Here is a 15,602-nt window from a genome sequence, read left to right as displayed (position 1 = left end):
TTTTTGTACAGATCTCCCTAACTAGTACATCATCAGAGCTAATCTTGTGAATATGACAATGATCAGACCTTATCACGCGAATGCTTCATTCCTGTAGCTAAACATCTGATGCTGTACTAGCTAGAACAATAGCAATTGCGTTTTTTACCATAGAATGCTGTAAAAACGGCTATTACCTAGGCTCAATTGTATTCTGTACAGTTGAATCTAGAGCAATGGCTATTTTTCACCTGAAATGCAACTTTCTGCTGTACGAAATACAGTAGAATCCCATTTCACAGCAAAATATAAGGTTTCCATTGCAGGAAATACAATCAGTTGGTTATTTGGTGCAATAGAGCATTGGGTTGGCGGGAGAGCTTCAACTAATCAGTGCTTTATGGCGTGTAGTTCCAAGTAGACATTCAGGGATAGTTGCAGAATGTACACTTAAAAACAGCGTAAAAGAAGGCTTGCCCCTTATAGCTGGTCGAGTAGGCGGGGCCTCTCCATCGTGGATTGTGCCCCTACCCCTCACAGATCCGTACGTGCGCAATTTACGCATACGGCTCTTCACCCCATCGTTCACAGTTGGCCTTAGTCGTAGATATTGACGTAGATCCGCGGCTTCGGTAGCTTGAATTCTTTAAGCACTTCGTAGAATCTCTCCCGGGTGAAGCTCCTGCGCTGACTTCTGCGGTTTAGCCATTTGTAAATCAAGTCCAGCGTTTGCAGGTAGTAGGATTTCATTTTCTGCGCGTTATCCGTGATTCCGTAGTATCGGTAGTGACCCGACAATTTGGCCCGGATGACGCCTAGAAACTCCTCCTGCTTCATATGCCGATTCCACCTGACCCAGTTCTTCATGGCTTTGACCTTCTGTCTGAACTTCTTCCCACTCGTTTTACGCTTCACCCGGAAGGTTCCTCTTCGGCTCTTGGCGCAGTAGTGTGTGAACCCTAGGAAATCGAATGTTTTCGGTTTCCCTTCGCCCTTCCTCCGTGACTCTGCTTCCGCAAAGCGACCGAACGCGATGATTTTTGTCTTCTCTTCCGCAATGCTTAGCCCGAATTTCTCCAGCCGGAGCACAAGCGCGGTATAGAAACGTTCTGCGTCTTCTTTGTACTGGAAGCAGCACACAAAATCATCGGCAAAGCGCACCATTTCGGCTTGCCCCGCGCACTGCTTCTTCACCGTCACGGTGAACCATAGGTCAAGGACATAGTGCAGGTAGACGTTGGCTAGCAGGGGCGACACCACCGAACCTTGGGGAGTTCCTTCCTCCGTCGGTTCAACGTGTCCCTCCTCCTGTATGCCCGCTTTCAGCATCCGTCTCACCAGCCGGTGGATGTTTGGATCTCCGATTCGTAGTTCGAGGAACTTCATCAGCCATTCGTGATCCACGTGGTTGAAGAAACCCGAGATGTCCGCATCGACGACATAGCTGGTTTTCCCATGTTCAATGACCCGGTTTAGATGTTTCAGCGCACTGTGCATGCTTCGGTTCGGGCGAAATCCATACGAGAAATCCAGGAAGTCTTGTTCATAAATGGCTTCGAGCACTCTTTTCAGCGCATGTTGCACCAGTTTGTCCTCATACGCAGGAATGCCTAGGGGCCGCATGCTTTTCTCGTCCTTTGGGATGTAGACTCTTCTCGCCGGCTGAGGTCTGTAGCTTTTTCGCTTTAGCCGGTCCACTAGATGTGCTACATTCGCTTCCACGTTGGTTTCGTACGTCTCTTTGGTCGATCCGTCGACTCCCGTTGCTTTTCCCGGTTTCATCTCTTTGTGACTTTCCGTTAATGCTTCTACGTCAATAAGATGTCCGATGGAGGTGAACCGTAACTTCGGATCTTCTTTGGCCATTTCTGCTATTCTTGCTAATTTCGTTTCCATTTTTTTTTCCCACCTCTGCGTGTGGCCAATGTGTCCTTACCAAGATTGATAGGGTGTCGCCTGCCTTTCCTCCGCCCCCATTACAGGGGTTTCACAGGTCTTATGCGGCAATCCGACTCCCTGGACGCCGTTTGGCATTCTTACGTGTTACGGCTTGTTTGCCATACTCCTGTAAAGGTTCCTAAAGAGTACTTCTCTCGCAGAAGAGCGCCAGGGTCTCCCGAGTTGCTGAGTAACCAATGGGTATACATGCCTGGCTCTTCGACCCCGGGGAAGCTCCTCCATCCTCGCCCTTTCGGCTGGAATCATGTTGTCTTCCGGGAGAATAAGCCCGTCGACCTTCCCGTTTATTGCGTTTCGAGGCTCAATCACTTTCAGGCCTGCATCCTAACTGTCTACGCTTAAACGGTAGGGTTACCCCTGCCGCTCCAAGACTCGCTATTGGTGGCGTGGCTTTCGCCTTTCCAAGCAGGGATTCCACCTGCTAAGTTACTCAACCTAGGCTCGGTCGCTCTAATCTGTACAACTAAATCTGCCCCAACGGGTGGAAACTCGGGAAAGCGGGGATTTTAAGTGTACGAAATACAGCTAAACGTATACTGGGGAGCAAACCAGGCGTTTTAGTTGTACAAAATACAATTAAGCCTATCGCCTATGAGTGGGTATGGTACTCGGGGCGCTGCAACAAACGGTTTTCACTAATTTAAACCTGATGCTGTACCCGTTGAATCTTGAAGCAGTCCTGCCCGAGTGCTTACGGTGTACCTGAATGCTATAATGAACTCATTCATAACCATCAATAACTATCACTGCGTAACGAAAGGACATCCGATGAAGACTAACCGATTGGGGCAATCCGATTTACATGTAAGTGCCATGGGACTTGGCTGCATGTCGCTGGGGACAGAGGAAGCGCAGGCCACCGCCATTATCCACGAAGCGCTCGAACGCGGAATTAACTTTCTGGATACCGCCGACCTCTACGATGAGGGCCGCAATGAGGAGATTGTCGGTCAGGCCATCCGGCACCGCCGCGCCGATGTGATCCTGGCGACCAAAGTGGGCAACCGCAGAATTCCCGGCAAGGAAGGCTGGAGCTGGGATGCCTCCAAGGGCTATATCCGCTCAGCTGTGAAGGAGAGCCTGCGCAGGCTGCAGACCGATTATATTGACCTGTATCAGCTGCACGGAGGAACGCTGGAGGATGATATCGATGAGACGATTGAAGCCTTCGAGGAGCTGAAGCGGGAAGGGGTTATCCGGCATTACGGCATCTCCTCCATCCGGCCGAATGTGATCCGTGAATATGTGCAGCGCTCCGGCATCGTCAGCGTGATGAGCCAGTATAGCATTCTCGACAGACGCCCGGAGGAGAGCATTCTTCCGCTGCTGGGCCGCGCGGAAATCAGCCTGATTGCGCGGGGGCCGCTGGCGAGCGGCATTCTGACCGATCATGGCCGCAGCAAGGCACAGCGGGCGTATCTCGACTATACGGAGGCAGAGCTTACGGAGCTGCATGATCAACTGATGAGCCAGACTACCCTTACCCGGACGCTGACGCAGACCGCGCTGCAATATCCGCTGGCCGATCCGGCGGTAGCCGCCGTGATCCCGGGAGCCAGCAGCCTGGAGCAGCTGCGGCAGAATATGGCGGCTGCCCGCTCGCAGCCGCTCTCTACACTGGAGCTTGAAGCTGTAAGGGATTCCAGCAAGGCAGGACGGTATACCCTGCACGTATAGAGCGTGCTTACGGCCAAGTGGAAACGGCTTCGCCGTCCTTTTAAAGGACGGTACCGTTTCAGCGAGAAATAGAAGGATAATTTATAGCGTAAAATATATAAATTCTGGCGTAATATATAATCCTCGTAGAAAAGGAAAATCCCCAGCGACTATCGAAGAAAGAAGCACCTGACAAAGAGCTTCAATCTTACCTACCCTACCACAGGAGGTTGAAGTCGCATGGGGAAATCCCTACATATTCAAGGCTTAAAGGGAACCAAGTTCAGTCAACAACTACGGGGTGTTAACCTGGAGCAGGTCCTCATCGTAGCTATCGATGCAGCCAAACTCCACCAGAAAGCCCTGATCTGCAATTACTTCGGCGACATCATTGCAAAACCCTTTTTCTTTTCCGTCAATCACTCCGGCATGCAAATGTTATACGATGCCATCGAACAAGCCGTGGTCTCCACCGGGGCCGTACGGCTGTTTTTGGGAATCGAAGCTACGGGCCATTACTATGAAGATATCGTTAGAGAAATGGCCAAGCAAGGCTACCTCGTCCAGATTCTCAACGCGTATACGACCTTCGAAGAACGGGCTAGCGCGCTGAACTGGTGTAAAACCGATGATCTCGATCTAGTCGCTATCGCTCATGCGCTGAAGAACAATAAAGCCACTGAGTTCCGTTTGGCCGAGGGGCTTCGGCGACAGTTGCATGTTCTTACCCGGGCCAGACGCTCGGAGATCCGCAAACGCTCCACTTTGCGGATGGAAATCCGAACACTCATGGACATCGTTTGGCGCGAATTTCAGGGCTATGCTGACCATCAGCATGGGCGGGCTCAGAAGATCAAGGTGTTTAGCGACTTTTGGGGAAAGGCCTCCCTGTTCTTTATGGAGCACTACCCACATCCCGCAGCGATTTGTAAGCTGGGGGAGACAGGACTGCGGGAGTTGTCCATCCAGCATAATCTGAAGCTTCGAGCAACTGCCATTCGTAAGCTTCTTCAGGTCGCCACAGAGTCGCTTTCCTCTGACGAGCAAACCCTTCGTCCCGAGCTCCTTCTGCTACGAATGAAGCTACAAGATCTTCGCGCTTTTGACACGAAGATCCATATCCTTGAGCAAGAGATCGAAGGCCTCCTGCTTCAGACCGACGGACGGCTGTTACTTACCGTTCCAGGCCTTGGTGTCTCTACCGCCGCTGAGCTCTACGCAGAGATGGGCGATGTGTCTCATTATACTCATGCCGGACAGTTGATTAAGAAAGCAGGAACGAATCCCGTCGTGAAGCAAACGGGGGGAGGTGCCGGTTCGTACAGGAAAATTTCCAAACAAGGCAATTCCCATTTGCGCTATGTTGCCTTCTTAGCCGGACGAAGCCTCTGCCTGCATAACCCGGATCTAAGGCCGTTTTACGAACGCTTGAAGAACCGTGGGAAGCATCCTCGATCCATTTTTGTAGCCATGGGGAACAAGGTGCTTAAGATTGCATTTGCAATGCTTCGTGACAAGAAGCCCTTTCTCTCCGCGAAGCCCACTTGTTCGCTTGCTCAAGAGATCAATAAGAAGCTTCGTTATAGCTGTTTTCTAACGTCGGACGTTGCCTGAATAAGCCTGAAATGACTGAACCGTTAGGTCTGGAACGGAGGGAAGATCGGATCAAATTCTTGAGGACCAGACCTCGTATATAAGCCTTATCCACCTCGTTCTGTTAATGCGAATTGTACGTTAGAACTCGATCTGCACTCAGCCAGATTGCATAACAGAATTGAACACGAGGCTATTTCCTTTCAAGTTCGAGACCTGCCGGTTCTGTCCATTGCTTTTCGTCAGTTGCTAACTATTTTTTGGAAAATAAAGAGTTAGGTGTGTTTGAGTTGTCTCTTTAGTCTGTTTTTGCTTATTGACATAGTACGCTTATATTTTAACAGAAGAAGCTGTCCGGAAACTGTAGGCATTACAGTCTCTGGACAGCTTCTTATTTTTTGCTTAGCTTCTTATTTTCTACCTACGCACGCGATTCCTTGCCTTAACTATCCACGTAATTAATGCAGCCACAAATACCACTGCAGTAATGAGCCAGGTCAGCAGAAACGCCATGCCCAGCCCGATATTGGCATCCAGCGCTTCCCTTCTGCTCTCCAGAATCAGCATCACTACGAGCGGCGCTCCGCTGGCTATCAGGAGAACCGTCATGCTGTAGCGGGCGAAATTCGTCCGCTTCTGAATAGCCGCGTATAAGCACAGGTATGAAGCAATCAATAATACGAAGGATAATACAGCTTCCCATTCCAGTCTAACCATCCTGTCATCACTCCTTCTCCATAGGAACCGGGGATTGCGTTATAGTATAGCGGCTGCGGCAGGCAGATGCAAATGACACTGCCGCTGAAGCACCCTAGCCAAAAAACTGCGTAATATAGACCATCGCCAGCAGCCCGAAGATAAACGAATACGTCGAGGGCCGTTCAAATCCGTGGCCGTGGCTCTCCGGGATCAGCTCCTTATACACGATGAAGAGCATTGCCCCGGCAGCAAATGCCAGCCCGTATCCAACCACATTCTGTACATAGCTGGCTGTAAAATACCCGATCACAGCCGACACCATCTCCATCAGCCCGGTCAGTGCGGCTATAATTAGGGCCTTGCGCCGGCTGGCGCGGGCATTCATGAGGAAGATCGCCAGAATCAGCCCTTCCGGCATATTCTGAGCGCCGATCGCAATCGCCACCATCGGGCCGAGGCTTGTCTGCTCGCTGGCATAGCTGAAGCCTGTGCTGAGCCCTTCGGGGATATTATGAATGAACAGCGCAATCATGACGAGTAATGCTTTGGAATCCAGATTGCTGAGGCCGGGCTTATTCTCCACATCGATATGCGGAATATGGCTCTCGATCAGATCGAGCAGCAATACGCCGGTAATCAGCCCCAGAGTCAGTGCGGTAATACCCGATTCCTTAATGGCTTGCGGCATCAGCCCGAAGGTGCTTGCAGAGACCATGATCCCGGCGGTGAAGGCCACCAGCACATCCTTCCACAGCTCGGACAGCCGCCTTACGAACAGAATAGGAATAACGCCCAGCACCGTTGCCATTGCAGACAAAAAGCTGCCTAAAAGTGCACCCGCCAAATCTTCAACCCCTTTTGTGGACAGGACTATAGATCAAGCATATGCTCAAGGCAGCTATAAATAGACCCAAGCTTCAGAGTCTCACATACCGTCCCAGCCCCCGGTCTTCAAGCTCTGCCTTCGGGACGAACAGAAGGGCGGCAGAATAGATATGATAATGCTGCTTCGCCGGCTCCGGTCCGTCAAAGGTTAGATACCCCAGATAAGCTCCGCTTAACCTGCTGCGCAGCACGGTCCGCACCTGTCCGCCGCTATAATCGGCTTCCCGCCGGATTATCCCCTCTTCCACCGGACCCGTGAAGCTGGGCCAGCCTGTGCCGGAATCGAATTTGGCTGCCGAGCTGAACAGCGGATCACCGCTGATCACATCCGTGTAGAGGCCCTCCTCGAAGTGGTCCCAATACGCATTCTGGTAGGCAGGCTCCGCGCCTTTGTTCTGGGTGACCTCATATTGCAGCTCTGTAAGCTTCCCCCGCAGCCGCTTCTTGTCCTCGCGGCTGTTCCAGTGCAGCGCTGTGAAGTCGTCACGGCCCGAGCCCTTCTGATATAGCTTATAATCCAGCGGATGGGTCCGGTAATAGTGCTGATGCTCCGCTTCCGCCGGATAGAACGGCGCAGCCGGCAGGATGGGCGTCACAATCGGCGCCTTGAAGCGCTTGCTGGCCTTCAGCCTCTCCTTCGACAGCTCCGCCTGCTTCCGCTGCTCTTCATTATGAATGAAGATTGCCGGAGAGTAAGAATGCCCCCGGTCCATGAACTGCCCGCCGTCATCCGTCGGATCGATCAGCTGCCAATAGATGTCCAGCAGCCGTTCATACGGGAATAGCTTAGGATCATAGACAATCTGCACCGCCTCCCGGTGTCCGGTAGTTTCCGATCCTACCTCTTCATAGGTCGGATTCTCCGTATGCCCTCCTGTATAACCCGACACCACCGAGACGATGCCCGGCAGCTCGTCGAACGGCTTGACCATACACCAGAAGCAGCCGCCGGCGAAGGTCGCCAGCTGCAGCGTATCATTCGAAGTCAAACAGACCGCCTCCCTGCATGCTTTTCCCCTATTATATCTGAATATCCCGCTTCTCCAAAACGGTCAGGGTGATGCTTAGAGACAGCAAGATCCAAGCTGCAGGAATCCACAACGCGCGTATATAATCCCCCGTCCCCGAGAGCAGAATCAGCTGTGAGTTCTCCACGTATATCCCCGAGAATTTGAAAATCTGCGTCATCAGGGAATGCTCAGAAATTGCGCGAAGAACCGCAGAGGAGGCGTCCTTGAGATACCCGCTGAGCAGCAGGTTACCGAAGATGAAGAAGAATGCGGCCACCACCGCCGAAGCCGGTTTGCGGATCAGCATCCCCAGCATCATGATTGCTGCACAATAAGCTGCCAGATAGAGCAGATTCAGTCCCAAGGCTGTCAGACCAGCCGCCAGATCCTCTGTATATCCGGCATGTCCTACCGAAGCTCCTGTGATCAGCGCTGCCGCAAGAGAGAACAGATAGAATAAACCGTAGAACTCCAGCAGCCATCCCAGAACGGCAAGCAGCTCCAGCACATATTTACCGGTGAAGTATTTCGCCTTGCTATGCCCGGCAGCAATAATATTCTGCACCGAGCCATGCTCGAAGCCCTCCGTTGCGAAGAAGCAGGCATGCAGCGGAATAACCAGATAGAACAGAATGGAGAACGAAGCAGCCGTCTGGAGCGGCTCTGCATAACTGCTTAAGGAATAACCGCCTTTGCTGCCCAGAATTAGAACAAGTGCGAGGCTGGCGAGGGCGAAGATTGCGGTGATGCTTTTGAAGGCCGGATCCTTACGCAAATAATAGATTTCAGCCTGCCAGAAGTTTCTCATCTTCCGCTGCCCCCGATCAAGTCCATATAATACTGCTCCAGATTAGGCGCCGACTGCTGGAGTTCAGCAGCCGAAATCTCCTGAATCAACCGGCCTTGATGAATGAAACCGTATTTACCGGCCAGCAGCTGCAGCTCACTCAGAATATGGCTGGAGATTAGAAGGGTCACGCCTTGTTCATGGGACAGATGCTCCAGGATATGCCTAACCTCCACAATTCCCGCAGGGTCCAGTCCATTTACCGGCTCATCCAGCACCAGGAACTCCGGCCGGTTCAGCAGGGCGACGGCAATGCCCAGCCGCTGGCGCATGCCAAGCGAATATTCGCCCGTCTTCTTCGGACCCGCCTCATCCAGACCTACAAGCTTCAGCACTTCAGCGCCCCTGCCCCTATCCCTGATTCCGAAGATCCGGCAGTAAAAGCCCAGATTCTCCATCGCATTCATATGCGGATAGAGCGAAGGCCGTTCGATCAGGAAGCCGATACGGCGTCTGGCGCTGGCCAGCCTCTCCTTGCTCTGTTCTCCGAACAAGGCCATCCTTCCGGCTGTCGGATGCACCAGACCGCCGATGATTCTCATCAGCGTTGTTTTGCCCGCCCCGTTCTCCCCTACGAATCCGTACACATCCCCAGCCTCAATGCTCATGCAGAGCTGATCCAGCGCAACCCCTGAAGGGTACTCCTTGGATAAGCCCTCAGCCTCAAATACTGTTGCCGTCAAAGCAAACACTCCTTTTCCCTCTCAAATCTGTTGATGGCATAACAATACCATCCGGTGTCCCCTCCGCTAACGCAGGTGTCATATTCACGCGAAATCATGTCGTTTTTGAGGATGAAAATGTATAATGTAGGGATTAATGCAAAGGTGGAGAAGCCGATGATTCATATTGCTGTGTGTGACGATGAGCCCCGCGCAGCCGGAGAGGCCGAGCGCCTGATTCTGGAAACCGGAGAAGACTTGAACGAACCTATTGAAATTTCCCTATATTATTCCGGTGAAAGCTTTGCCCGGGCCCTCCGGGACGGAAGCCAGTTCGATATTATCTTGATGGACATTGAGCTGGGCGGTCTGGACGGCATTGCGGCGGGACAGCTCCTGAGGGAGGATGACGGCAATGATCCGGTGCAGCTTATCTATATTTCCAGCCATGAAGAATACCATATGCAGCTGTTTGACCTGCGTCCGTCAGGGTTCATTAAGAAACCTGTGGTGCCGGAGAGCTTCAAGCAGAAGCTGGCCCGGGCCATACATAAGACCCTCCGCCTCCGGCAGCAGGGCCGGACGAACTTCCTTGCGGTACAGCTGAAGAACCAGGAATTAAGGATTCCCTACCTGGAGATTCATTATCTGGAGAGCAGCATCAGGCAGATTACACTGGTTACTCAGGATAGGACACTACAATACTACGGGAAGCTGGTAGAGGAGGAGCAGAAGCTGGCGGCCAGCCATTTCGTACGGATTCACCAGTCCTATATTGTGAACTTCTATTCAATCCAGGCCATTAGCGCCAAAAAAATCATTCTTACCACCGGCTGTGAACTGCCGGTCAGCAGCAAATATAGCCCCGCTGTGCGCAGGGCCTATCTTCATTTCAGGGGGGAGCTGGTATGAATTCCGTACTCCTCGATGAAATCATTTATCTCGCTGTACTACCGCTCCTGTCAGTCATACTGCATCTCTTCTTCAGCCGCTTCTTCCCCTGTCGTGTGGAATCACGGCTGCGGCTGACCGCATTTTACATTCTGTACATAGGTGTTCATGCTCTGCTCCATCACAGCTCCCTGTCCGCTCTCCCGCTGATGGCTGGCAATATCGGACTGATCCTGGGGCTGTCCCTGCTCTACAAGGGCAGCCTTGCCTCACGGTTATACGCTGCGGTGTTTATCTCTGCTGTGATTATCCTCAGCGATGCGGCGGTTCCACTGCCACATACTGACTTCGGTTACAGGCTCGGCCTGCTGCTCTCGAAGCTGCTGATGCTATTGCTCGTTCTGCTGCTGCGCAGGCTGGTGAAAGACGAGGGCCGGGGCCAGCCAACCGGATGGTTAGGGTCTGTTGTCTTGCTCTGTCCTTGTCTTAGCATTGCGGTATTACTGCAGTTATCCGGCAGTCCCTTCTTCCAGCTATATCCGCAGTTATTCCCTGTCGTTCCCGCCTTGCTGCTCGCTATTAATCTTCTGGTATTCCTGCTGATTGACCGTGTGCTGAGCGCACAGTCTGAACGCAGCCAGCGCCTGCTGCTGGAGCAGCAGAACAGCTATTATGTGAACCAGTACCACCGGAACCGGGAATTTCAGGAGGAAGCCCTCCGGTTCCGCCATGACTTCAACCATATTCTGCTGGGCCTGCGCTCCAGAATTCTCAGCGGAGAAGAAGCCGCCTCTACAGCCGAGCTGGACGCTCTGCTTGGCTCGACTGGACAAGCCCAAACATACTGCAACACCGGTAACCCGGTTATTGACTCCATCCTGGATTACAAACGGCAGGAGGCATCCGCAGCAGAGATTGATCTCCGTATGGAGCTGAGCCTTCCCCCCCGGATGATGCTGGATACCGCTGTCATCAGCGTTATTCTGGGCAATGCCCTTGATAACGCCCTGGAAGCAGTCAGCCTGATCCCCAAGGAACAGGGAACAGAACGATACATCGCGGTACATATGCATTACCTGAATGCCAGCTTATTTATCCGGATTCAGAATCCCTACTCCGGTTCTGTCCTCCAAGGCCCAGGCGGTGAGCTGCTGACCACCAAAAGCGATAAGCGCTCCCACGGGATCGGACTGCGGAATATCCGCCAGACGATGGAGCGGGCCGGCGGGCTGCTTCAGCTTGCTTACAGCGGCCAGCTGTTTCAGCTGGAGCTGGTGCTTTTTCATATTGAGAGAGATGAACGTGGCGGAGGACGGGTGTCCGAGGGGGAATGATGGGGAATGGGGCCTGCTATTTCAGTTTCTTGCGCTCACGGCGGGGCTTGTGCCTATGGTTGCTGTCCCATAACTCCTTGTGCATCAAGCCTGCGAATACAAGCATGACAAGCGTCAGCACCAGCACATACTCCCGCAGGATATCGGATAAGCTGCCGGACAGGTTCAGCCCGAGAATAATGTTCAGCCTTCCCCACAGCAGATTGAGACACAGAAGCGCTACTGCCCCATAAGTTACCCACACACTGCGGAGGTACAAATTATAGGTGCGCATAGGCCCCCGTCCGATGAAATATTTGCTGTAACGGATAACATACGCGGTAAAAGCGATCAAGGCTATCATTTCCAGTGTAATCAGGATCAAGTCAATAATGTCCATGCAGATCATCTCCCCTTCTGCCTAAGCCGGTACGGTGCAGATCAATAAGCCTCTCTAGATCATTGGATTCATACGCCTCCTGAATTTGGCCCAGGGTCTCAATTTCCCGTTTGACCCGGCTGGGCTTCAGCTCGTGCTTGCGAAAGATATCGAGGAGCTTCACTTGTTGACGACCTCCTCATCATTAGGTTTTCTCTCTGCGGTTCCTCTCTCAATCAGCAGCTTCACGAGCGTACGGTTATATTCGCTAAGCTGCTTCTCATTCTCCTCATCGCGTTTCTGATAATTCTGGATTACTTTCTCTTTATTCGCAATTTGCTTAACACTCCAGATCAAGGCAGTAGATAACAGAACATTCAGCACGACTGAACCGTTGTTATCTACGAAAAGGCCAGTCAATGCACTGAAATCCATCTGTATCCCCCCATTTCCTAATGTAATCGGAACGGCTTCGCGCCTTTACCCCTGTCCACATTTTTGGCGTAGTCCATTGCCGCCACTCTAACAGAATCACCCTCAAGCTAATCTACTCTAGCAATTGCCATTCTGATTGGGTTGAGCAGCAAAAAAAACCGGAGGACCCGTAATTCGGGCCCTCCGGAGAAGGCTGAAACAGAGATTATTTGAGTTCCGAGATCCGCCGGACCAGGGAATCATACAGATAGATCAGGTCGCCGGAGGGCTTGATGCCAAGCTCGCGGCTTAGCAGCCGCACGTAGTCTGTGTAGACGGCATTGAGGCCTTTTTTGTCTCCGGCCAGCTCGTGCACGACCATCAGCTGGCGGATCACCGATTCATCGAGCGGATTCCGCTTGTTCAGCTTCAGCAGCAGCTTGGAGGCCGCAGCGGAATCCCGGCTGGCAATGAGCGCTGCGGCCAGCCGTTTGACGAAGGAGGCATACAATTCCGCATAACGCTCCGTCTCATGGATGGCCCACACATAAGCCTTGTCGCCGAACAGCTCCCCTGTATAGAGCTGCTCGATACGCATAGCCCGCTCTATATCCGGGGGTTCTATGGTGTGCAAGGCGGCTGCCTCCTGTTCAAATTCCAGATAGTCGATAACCGGCGCCTGAAGCTCAAGCGCATACCCGTCGTTCTCCGAACGGATCGCTTCACGCAGTCCCAGCGGCTCCAGAGATTTGCGCAGTTGATAGACGGTAGTGTTAAGATAGCTCTCCGCATTGGCCTTATGCATGCCGCCGAAGATATCCGCAACCAGCCTGGAACGGGGGACGCGCTTCCCCCGGAGCAGCAGCAGATAGGCAAACAGCTCAGCACATTTACGGGAGGTCCATTTGACCCGGCCTGCCCCGCTGCTCACGGCAACATCCCCGAGCATCGTGAGCCTTACCCGGCCGGAACCGGCCGGAGCCTGCACCTCCGGCAGAGGGGAGAGCCGTGCCGGAGCAGCCCGCCGCTGGGTAAGCACCCGGTTCACCGTGCGCGCAAGCCGCTCCTGGGAGACCGGCTTGACCAGATAGTCCAGCACGGACAAGTCGTAAGCCTCCAGGGCAAATTCCTTATGAGAGGTCACGAACACAATTTGCACTGGAGAACCGGCAGCCGCCAGCCTGGCTGCAAAGGCCATGCCGCCCTCTCCCGGCATAGAGAGGTCTACGAAGGCAAGCTCCACATCCGGGTGCTCCTCCAGAAAGGCAGCAGCCGACTTCGTATCTGTGAACGTACCCGCAAGCTCGACTTCAGGCAGCTTAAGCAGCATAGTGCTAAGAATCAGATGCATCATCCGTTCATCATCGACCAGTATAACCTTCATTTGTATATATCCTCCCTCCCGATGCCCCGTTACTCCATCCGTTCTCCTCCTGCCGATCCCGGCAACGTGAAGTAGAAGATCGTTCCACTTCCCGGCTTGCTCTCAAACCACAGGCTCCCGCCATGGATGCGCACGAATTCACGCGCGAGCGCCAGGCCGAAGCGGGCATCTCCTGACTCCTCCCCCAGCGGCGCCTTCAGAATCGGCTCCTCCAGGCGCAGCATGTCTGCGGTCGCTTCATCAATACCAATCCCGTCATCGCGTACAGATAAGATAACCCGGTCGTCTTCAAGCACGGCTTCAACCTCAATAGAGCCGCCTATTCCCGTGAATTTGATTGCGTTAGAGAGCAGATTACGCAGGATCAGATCCAGCATCTCTTTATCCGCCCGGACGGTTAATTCGCTGCCGATGCGCTCCGTCAGGCGGATCTGCTTCATCCCGGCCTTGGTACCCGCAAGCATCAGGGCCTGCCGGACCACCTGCTGTACACTCCAGGCCTGCGGATGGAAGGAGACCTTTCCCTTCTGGCTGCGGTACCAGTCCAGCAGATTATCAACGAGCTGGAATGTATTACGGACCTGCCCTTTGATCTCCCGCACCACCTCCGCGTGCTCAGCATCCGCAGCCGTCAGCTCGTCTCCCAGCAGCTCTGTCAGGCTGACCAGCAGTGCTACCGGATCACGAATATCATGGGCCACAATGGTGAACAGCTTGTCCTTGAAGGCATTCAGCTCGGATAGCTGCCGGGCATTCTCGCGCAGCCGGACCTCGCTCTCCTTCAGCTCCGTAATGTCGCTGAATAAGAGGATTTTGCCGATAGGGGTGCTGCCTGTATCATGAATGAAGGACAGACTGCAATTATAGTACAGACGCCTGCCAGCCTGGAGCCGCTCGTAGGCAAACCGCTCGTCCTCATCGCTTAAGCCCCTGAGACGTTCAAGCAGCTCCCCGCTGCCGGCAAGCACCTCCGTCATATCCGCCGGGTAGCGCCTCCTGCTCCCAAGCTCGGGAAACATCTTCTCTGCGGCACGGTTGTAGCTGACGATCTGATTCTCATAATCGAACAGAAGGACACCGTCGCGGATCGTCTCGAACACCTGCGCCATCGCCAGCGGAGTCAGGCGGAGCAGGTTGAATCTGAGGATACCCCAGGCGTAGGCGATGCCCGACACTGCAAATCCGAATGGTGTGAGATCAATCCGGGTTCCGGTCCACAGGAACAGATTGAGCAGCATAGGCGCAACCGCACCCAGAAGCAGAACAGCAATCTGTTTGCGTACAATCGGCAGCGCCCGCACAAACATGGATATGAACAGCGCAATCCCGCCAAGCAGCACCAGATAATTATACGCAGCATGGATGTTATACCACAGCCCCTTGACGGTGTAATACAAGGAGACCGAAGGGTCCGTATTCAGCAGAAAATCCCGGTAGATTAGATGATGCCAGTCATTGGTGAGCTGCAGGATGAAGATGACGGCGGGGATCAGGAACAGCAGGGCGATCAGTCGCTTGCGGAAGCGCGCAGCGGCTCCGGTGAATTGAATCGCTTGTACCAGCCATAAGGTGGAGACAAAAGGAATACCCAGATATTGAATGTGCAGCGCCAGCTTCACCTGGCTTAAGTTCCCGCTAAGCAGCTCAAGACCATAGCCGAAGGCGTAGAAGGCTGCTGTCAGCATAATCAGAATCATCGTTCTGGCAACAGGAAGATGTCTTTTCTGGTACGACAGGAACGACACAAACAGCATCAGTGCTGCTGCAATAAAAAGCATAATCGACATCCAGTGCCTACTTTCCACGGCTGCGTCTCCCTTAATAACAAATTCTATTAAGTTAGGATAGCACCTTCCGGGTCGGGGTGTCCACGCCTTGATTTTCCATTACAGGTTACCGGCAAAGGCCGGTCCTTATGCGGACCGGCCTTT

At 53.2% G+C, this 15,602-nt stretch carries 15 protein-coding genes; 4 read left to right on the top strand and 11 right to left on the bottom strand.

Annotation, left to right across the window (positions count from 1 at the left end; all coding sequences use genetic code 11):
• Window positions 1-576: 576 nt before the first annotated feature.
• Window positions 577-1,875: a group II intron reverse transcriptase/maturase gene (gene ltrA / locus MKY86_RS03905; RefSeq protein ID WP_076086932.1), complete on the bottom strand. Its 1,299-nt coding sequence runs from the start codon at window positions 1,873-1,875 to the stop codon at window positions 577-579.
• An 831-nt stretch (window positions 1,876-2,706) separates the two neighbouring features.
• Between ltrA and MKY86_RS03900 the strand changes: the two genes are divergently transcribed.
• Together MKY86_RS03900 and MKY86_RS03895 are read left to right on the top strand one after the other, a co-directional pair.
• Entirely contained in the window at window positions 2,707-3,615 is a 909-nt protein-coding gene (locus MKY86_RS03900) for an aldo/keto reductase (protein ID WP_076086944.1), read from the top strand.
• A gap of 219 nt (window positions 3,616-3,834) precedes the next feature.
• A complete protein-coding gene (locus MKY86_RS03895; protein WP_076074672.1) occupies window positions 3,835-5,208 on the top strand; it encodes an IS110 family transposase in 1,374 nt (457 codons plus the stop codon).
• Window positions 5,209-5,604: 396 nt separating this feature from the next.
• On the opposite strand, the gene MKY86_RS03890 is transcribed toward MKY86_RS03895, so the two are convergent.
• The 5 genes from MKY86_RS03890 to MKY86_RS03870 form a co-directional block, all read right to left on the bottom strand.
• On the bottom strand, window positions 5,605-5,904 hold the full coding sequence (locus MKY86_RS03890; RefSeq protein ID WP_076081148.1) for a hypothetical protein: 300 nt from the start codon (window positions 5,902-5,904) through the stop codon (window positions 5,605-5,607).
• Between the two features lie 94 nt (window positions 5,905-5,998).
• Complete coding sequence (locus tag MKY86_RS03885) at window positions 5,999-6,730, bottom strand: ZIP family metal transporter (protein WP_036723217.1); 732 nt, start codon at window positions 6,728-6,730, stop codon at window positions 5,999-6,001.
• Window positions 6,731-6,803: 73 nt separating this feature from the next.
• Window positions 6,804-7,760 (bottom strand): peptide-methionine (S)-S-oxide reductase MsrA, encoded by a 957-nt coding sequence (msrA, locus tag MKY86_RS03880; RefSeq protein ID WP_076081146.1) that lies wholly within the window; start codon window positions 7,758-7,760, stop codon window positions 6,804-6,806.
• 31 nt (window positions 7,761-7,791) lie between these two features.
• Window positions 7,792-8,589 (bottom strand): ABC transporter permease, encoded by a 798-nt coding sequence (locus MKY86_RS03875; RefSeq protein WP_076081144.1) that lies wholly within the window; start codon window positions 8,587-8,589, stop codon window positions 7,792-7,794.
• Window positions 8,586-9,311, bottom strand: coding sequence for an ABC transporter ATP-binding protein (locus MKY86_RS03870; RefSeq protein WP_076081141.1), 726 nt, complete (start codon window positions 9,309-9,311; stop codon window positions 8,586-8,588). Before MKY86_RS03870 ends, MKY86_RS03875 begins: the two co-directional genes overlap by 4 nt.
• Window positions 9,312-9,467: 156 nt before the next feature.
• Here MKY86_RS03870 and MKY86_RS03865 point away from each other — a divergent pair, with 156 nt between their 5' ends.
• On the top strand, window positions 9,468-10,202 hold the full coding sequence (locus tag MKY86_RS03865; protein WP_340826232.1) for a LytR/AlgR family response regulator transcription factor: 735 nt from the start codon (window positions 9,468-9,470) through the stop codon (window positions 10,200-10,202).
• Window positions 10,199-11,515: an ATP-binding protein gene (locus MKY86_RS03860; RefSeq protein ID WP_076081137.1), complete on the top strand. Its 1,317-nt coding sequence runs from the start codon at window positions 10,199-10,201 to the stop codon at window positions 11,513-11,515. The genes MKY86_RS03865 and MKY86_RS03860 overlap by 4 nt, the downstream gene beginning before the upstream one ends.
• Before the next feature lie 16 nt (window positions 11,516-11,531).
• Here the strand turns inward: MKY86_RS03860 and MKY86_RS03855 are convergent, their stop codons facing one another.
• The 5 genes from MKY86_RS03855 to MKY86_RS03835 all read right to left on the bottom strand — a co-directional run bounded on the left by MKY86_RS03855 (window position 11,532) and on the right by MKY86_RS03835 (window position 15,476).
• Window positions 11,532-11,894 (bottom strand): hypothetical protein, encoded by a 363-nt coding sequence (locus MKY86_RS03855; RefSeq protein WP_076081135.1) that lies wholly within the window; start codon window positions 11,892-11,894, stop codon window positions 11,532-11,534.
• Window positions 11,881-12,057 (bottom strand): hypothetical protein, encoded by a 177-nt coding sequence (locus MKY86_RS03850; RefSeq protein ID WP_155991288.1) that lies wholly within the window; start codon window positions 12,055-12,057, stop codon window positions 11,881-11,883. Before MKY86_RS03850 ends, MKY86_RS03855 begins: the two co-directional genes overlap by 14 nt.
• Window positions 12,054-12,308 carry a hypothetical protein gene (locus tag MKY86_RS03845; protein ID WP_036723207.1) on the bottom strand — a complete coding sequence of 85 codons (255 nt, stop codon included), beginning with the start codon at window positions 12,306-12,308 and terminating at the stop codon, window positions 12,054-12,056. The genes MKY86_RS03850 and MKY86_RS03845 overlap by 4 nt, the downstream gene beginning before the upstream one ends.
• A 205-nt stretch (window positions 12,309-12,513) precedes the next feature.
• Window positions 12,514-13,671 (bottom strand): response regulator, encoded by a 1,158-nt coding sequence (locus tag MKY86_RS03840; protein ID WP_076081134.1) that lies wholly within the window; start codon window positions 13,669-13,671, stop codon window positions 12,514-12,516.
• A 29-nt stretch (window positions 13,672-13,700) separates the two neighbouring features.
• Window positions 13,701-15,476, bottom strand: a complete 1,776-nt coding sequence (locus tag MKY86_RS03835; protein WP_143803789.1) for a histidine kinase N-terminal 7TM domain-containing protein — start codon at window positions 15,474-15,476, stop codon at window positions 13,701-13,703.
• Window positions 15,477-15,602 lie beyond the last annotated feature (126 nt).

This window comes from Paenibacillus sp. FSL R7-0333 (assembly GCF_038000365.1).
In the GTDB taxonomy this organism is placed as follows: domain Bacteria; phylum Bacillota; class Bacilli; order Paenibacillales; family Paenibacillaceae; genus Paenibacillus_AQ; species Paenibacillus_AQ silagei.
Note: the sequence above shows the minus strand (reverse complement) of the source record. Positions and strands in the feature narration are given on the sequence as shown.

Bases quoted from the DNA above. Each gene is read 5' to 3' on its own strand.
- MKY86_RS03895 (WP_076074672.1), top strand. From the start codon at position 3,835: ATGGGGAAATCCCTACATATTCAAGGCTTAAAGGGAACCAAGTTCAGT.
- MKY86_RS03845 (WP_036723207.1), bottom strand. From the start codon at position 12,308: ATGGATTTCAGTGCATTGACTGGCCTTTTCGTAGATAACAACGGTTCA.
- MKY86_RS03840 (WP_076081134.1), bottom strand. From the start codon at position 13,671: ATGAAGGTTATACTGGTCGATGATGAACGGATGATGCATCTGATTCTT.
- MKY86_RS03865 (WP_340826232.1), top strand. From the start codon at position 9,468: ATGATTCATATTGCTGTGTGTGACGATGAGCCCCGCGCAGCCGGAGAG.
- MKY86_RS03875 (WP_076081144.1), bottom strand. From the start codon at position 8,589: ATGAGAAACTTCTGGCAGGCTGAAATCTATTATTTGCGTAAGGATCCG.
- MKY86_RS03890 (WP_076081148.1), bottom strand. From the start codon at position 5,904: ATGGTTAGACTGGAATGGGAAGCTGTATTATCCTTCGTATTATTGATT.
- ltrA (WP_076086932.1), bottom strand. From the start codon at position 1,875: ATGGAAACGAAATTAGCAAGAATAGCAGAAATGGCCAAAGAAGATCCG.
- MKY86_RS03860 (WP_076081137.1), top strand. From the start codon at position 10,199: ATGAATTCCGTACTCCTCGATGAAATCATTTATCTCGCTGTACTACCG.
- MKY86_RS03900 (WP_076086944.1), top strand. From the start codon at position 2,707: ATGAAGACTAACCGATTGGGGCAATCCGATTTACATGTAAGTGCCATG.
- MKY86_RS03855 (WP_076081135.1), bottom strand. From the start codon at position 11,894: ATGGACATTATTGACTTGATCCTGATTACACTGGAAATGATAGCCTTG.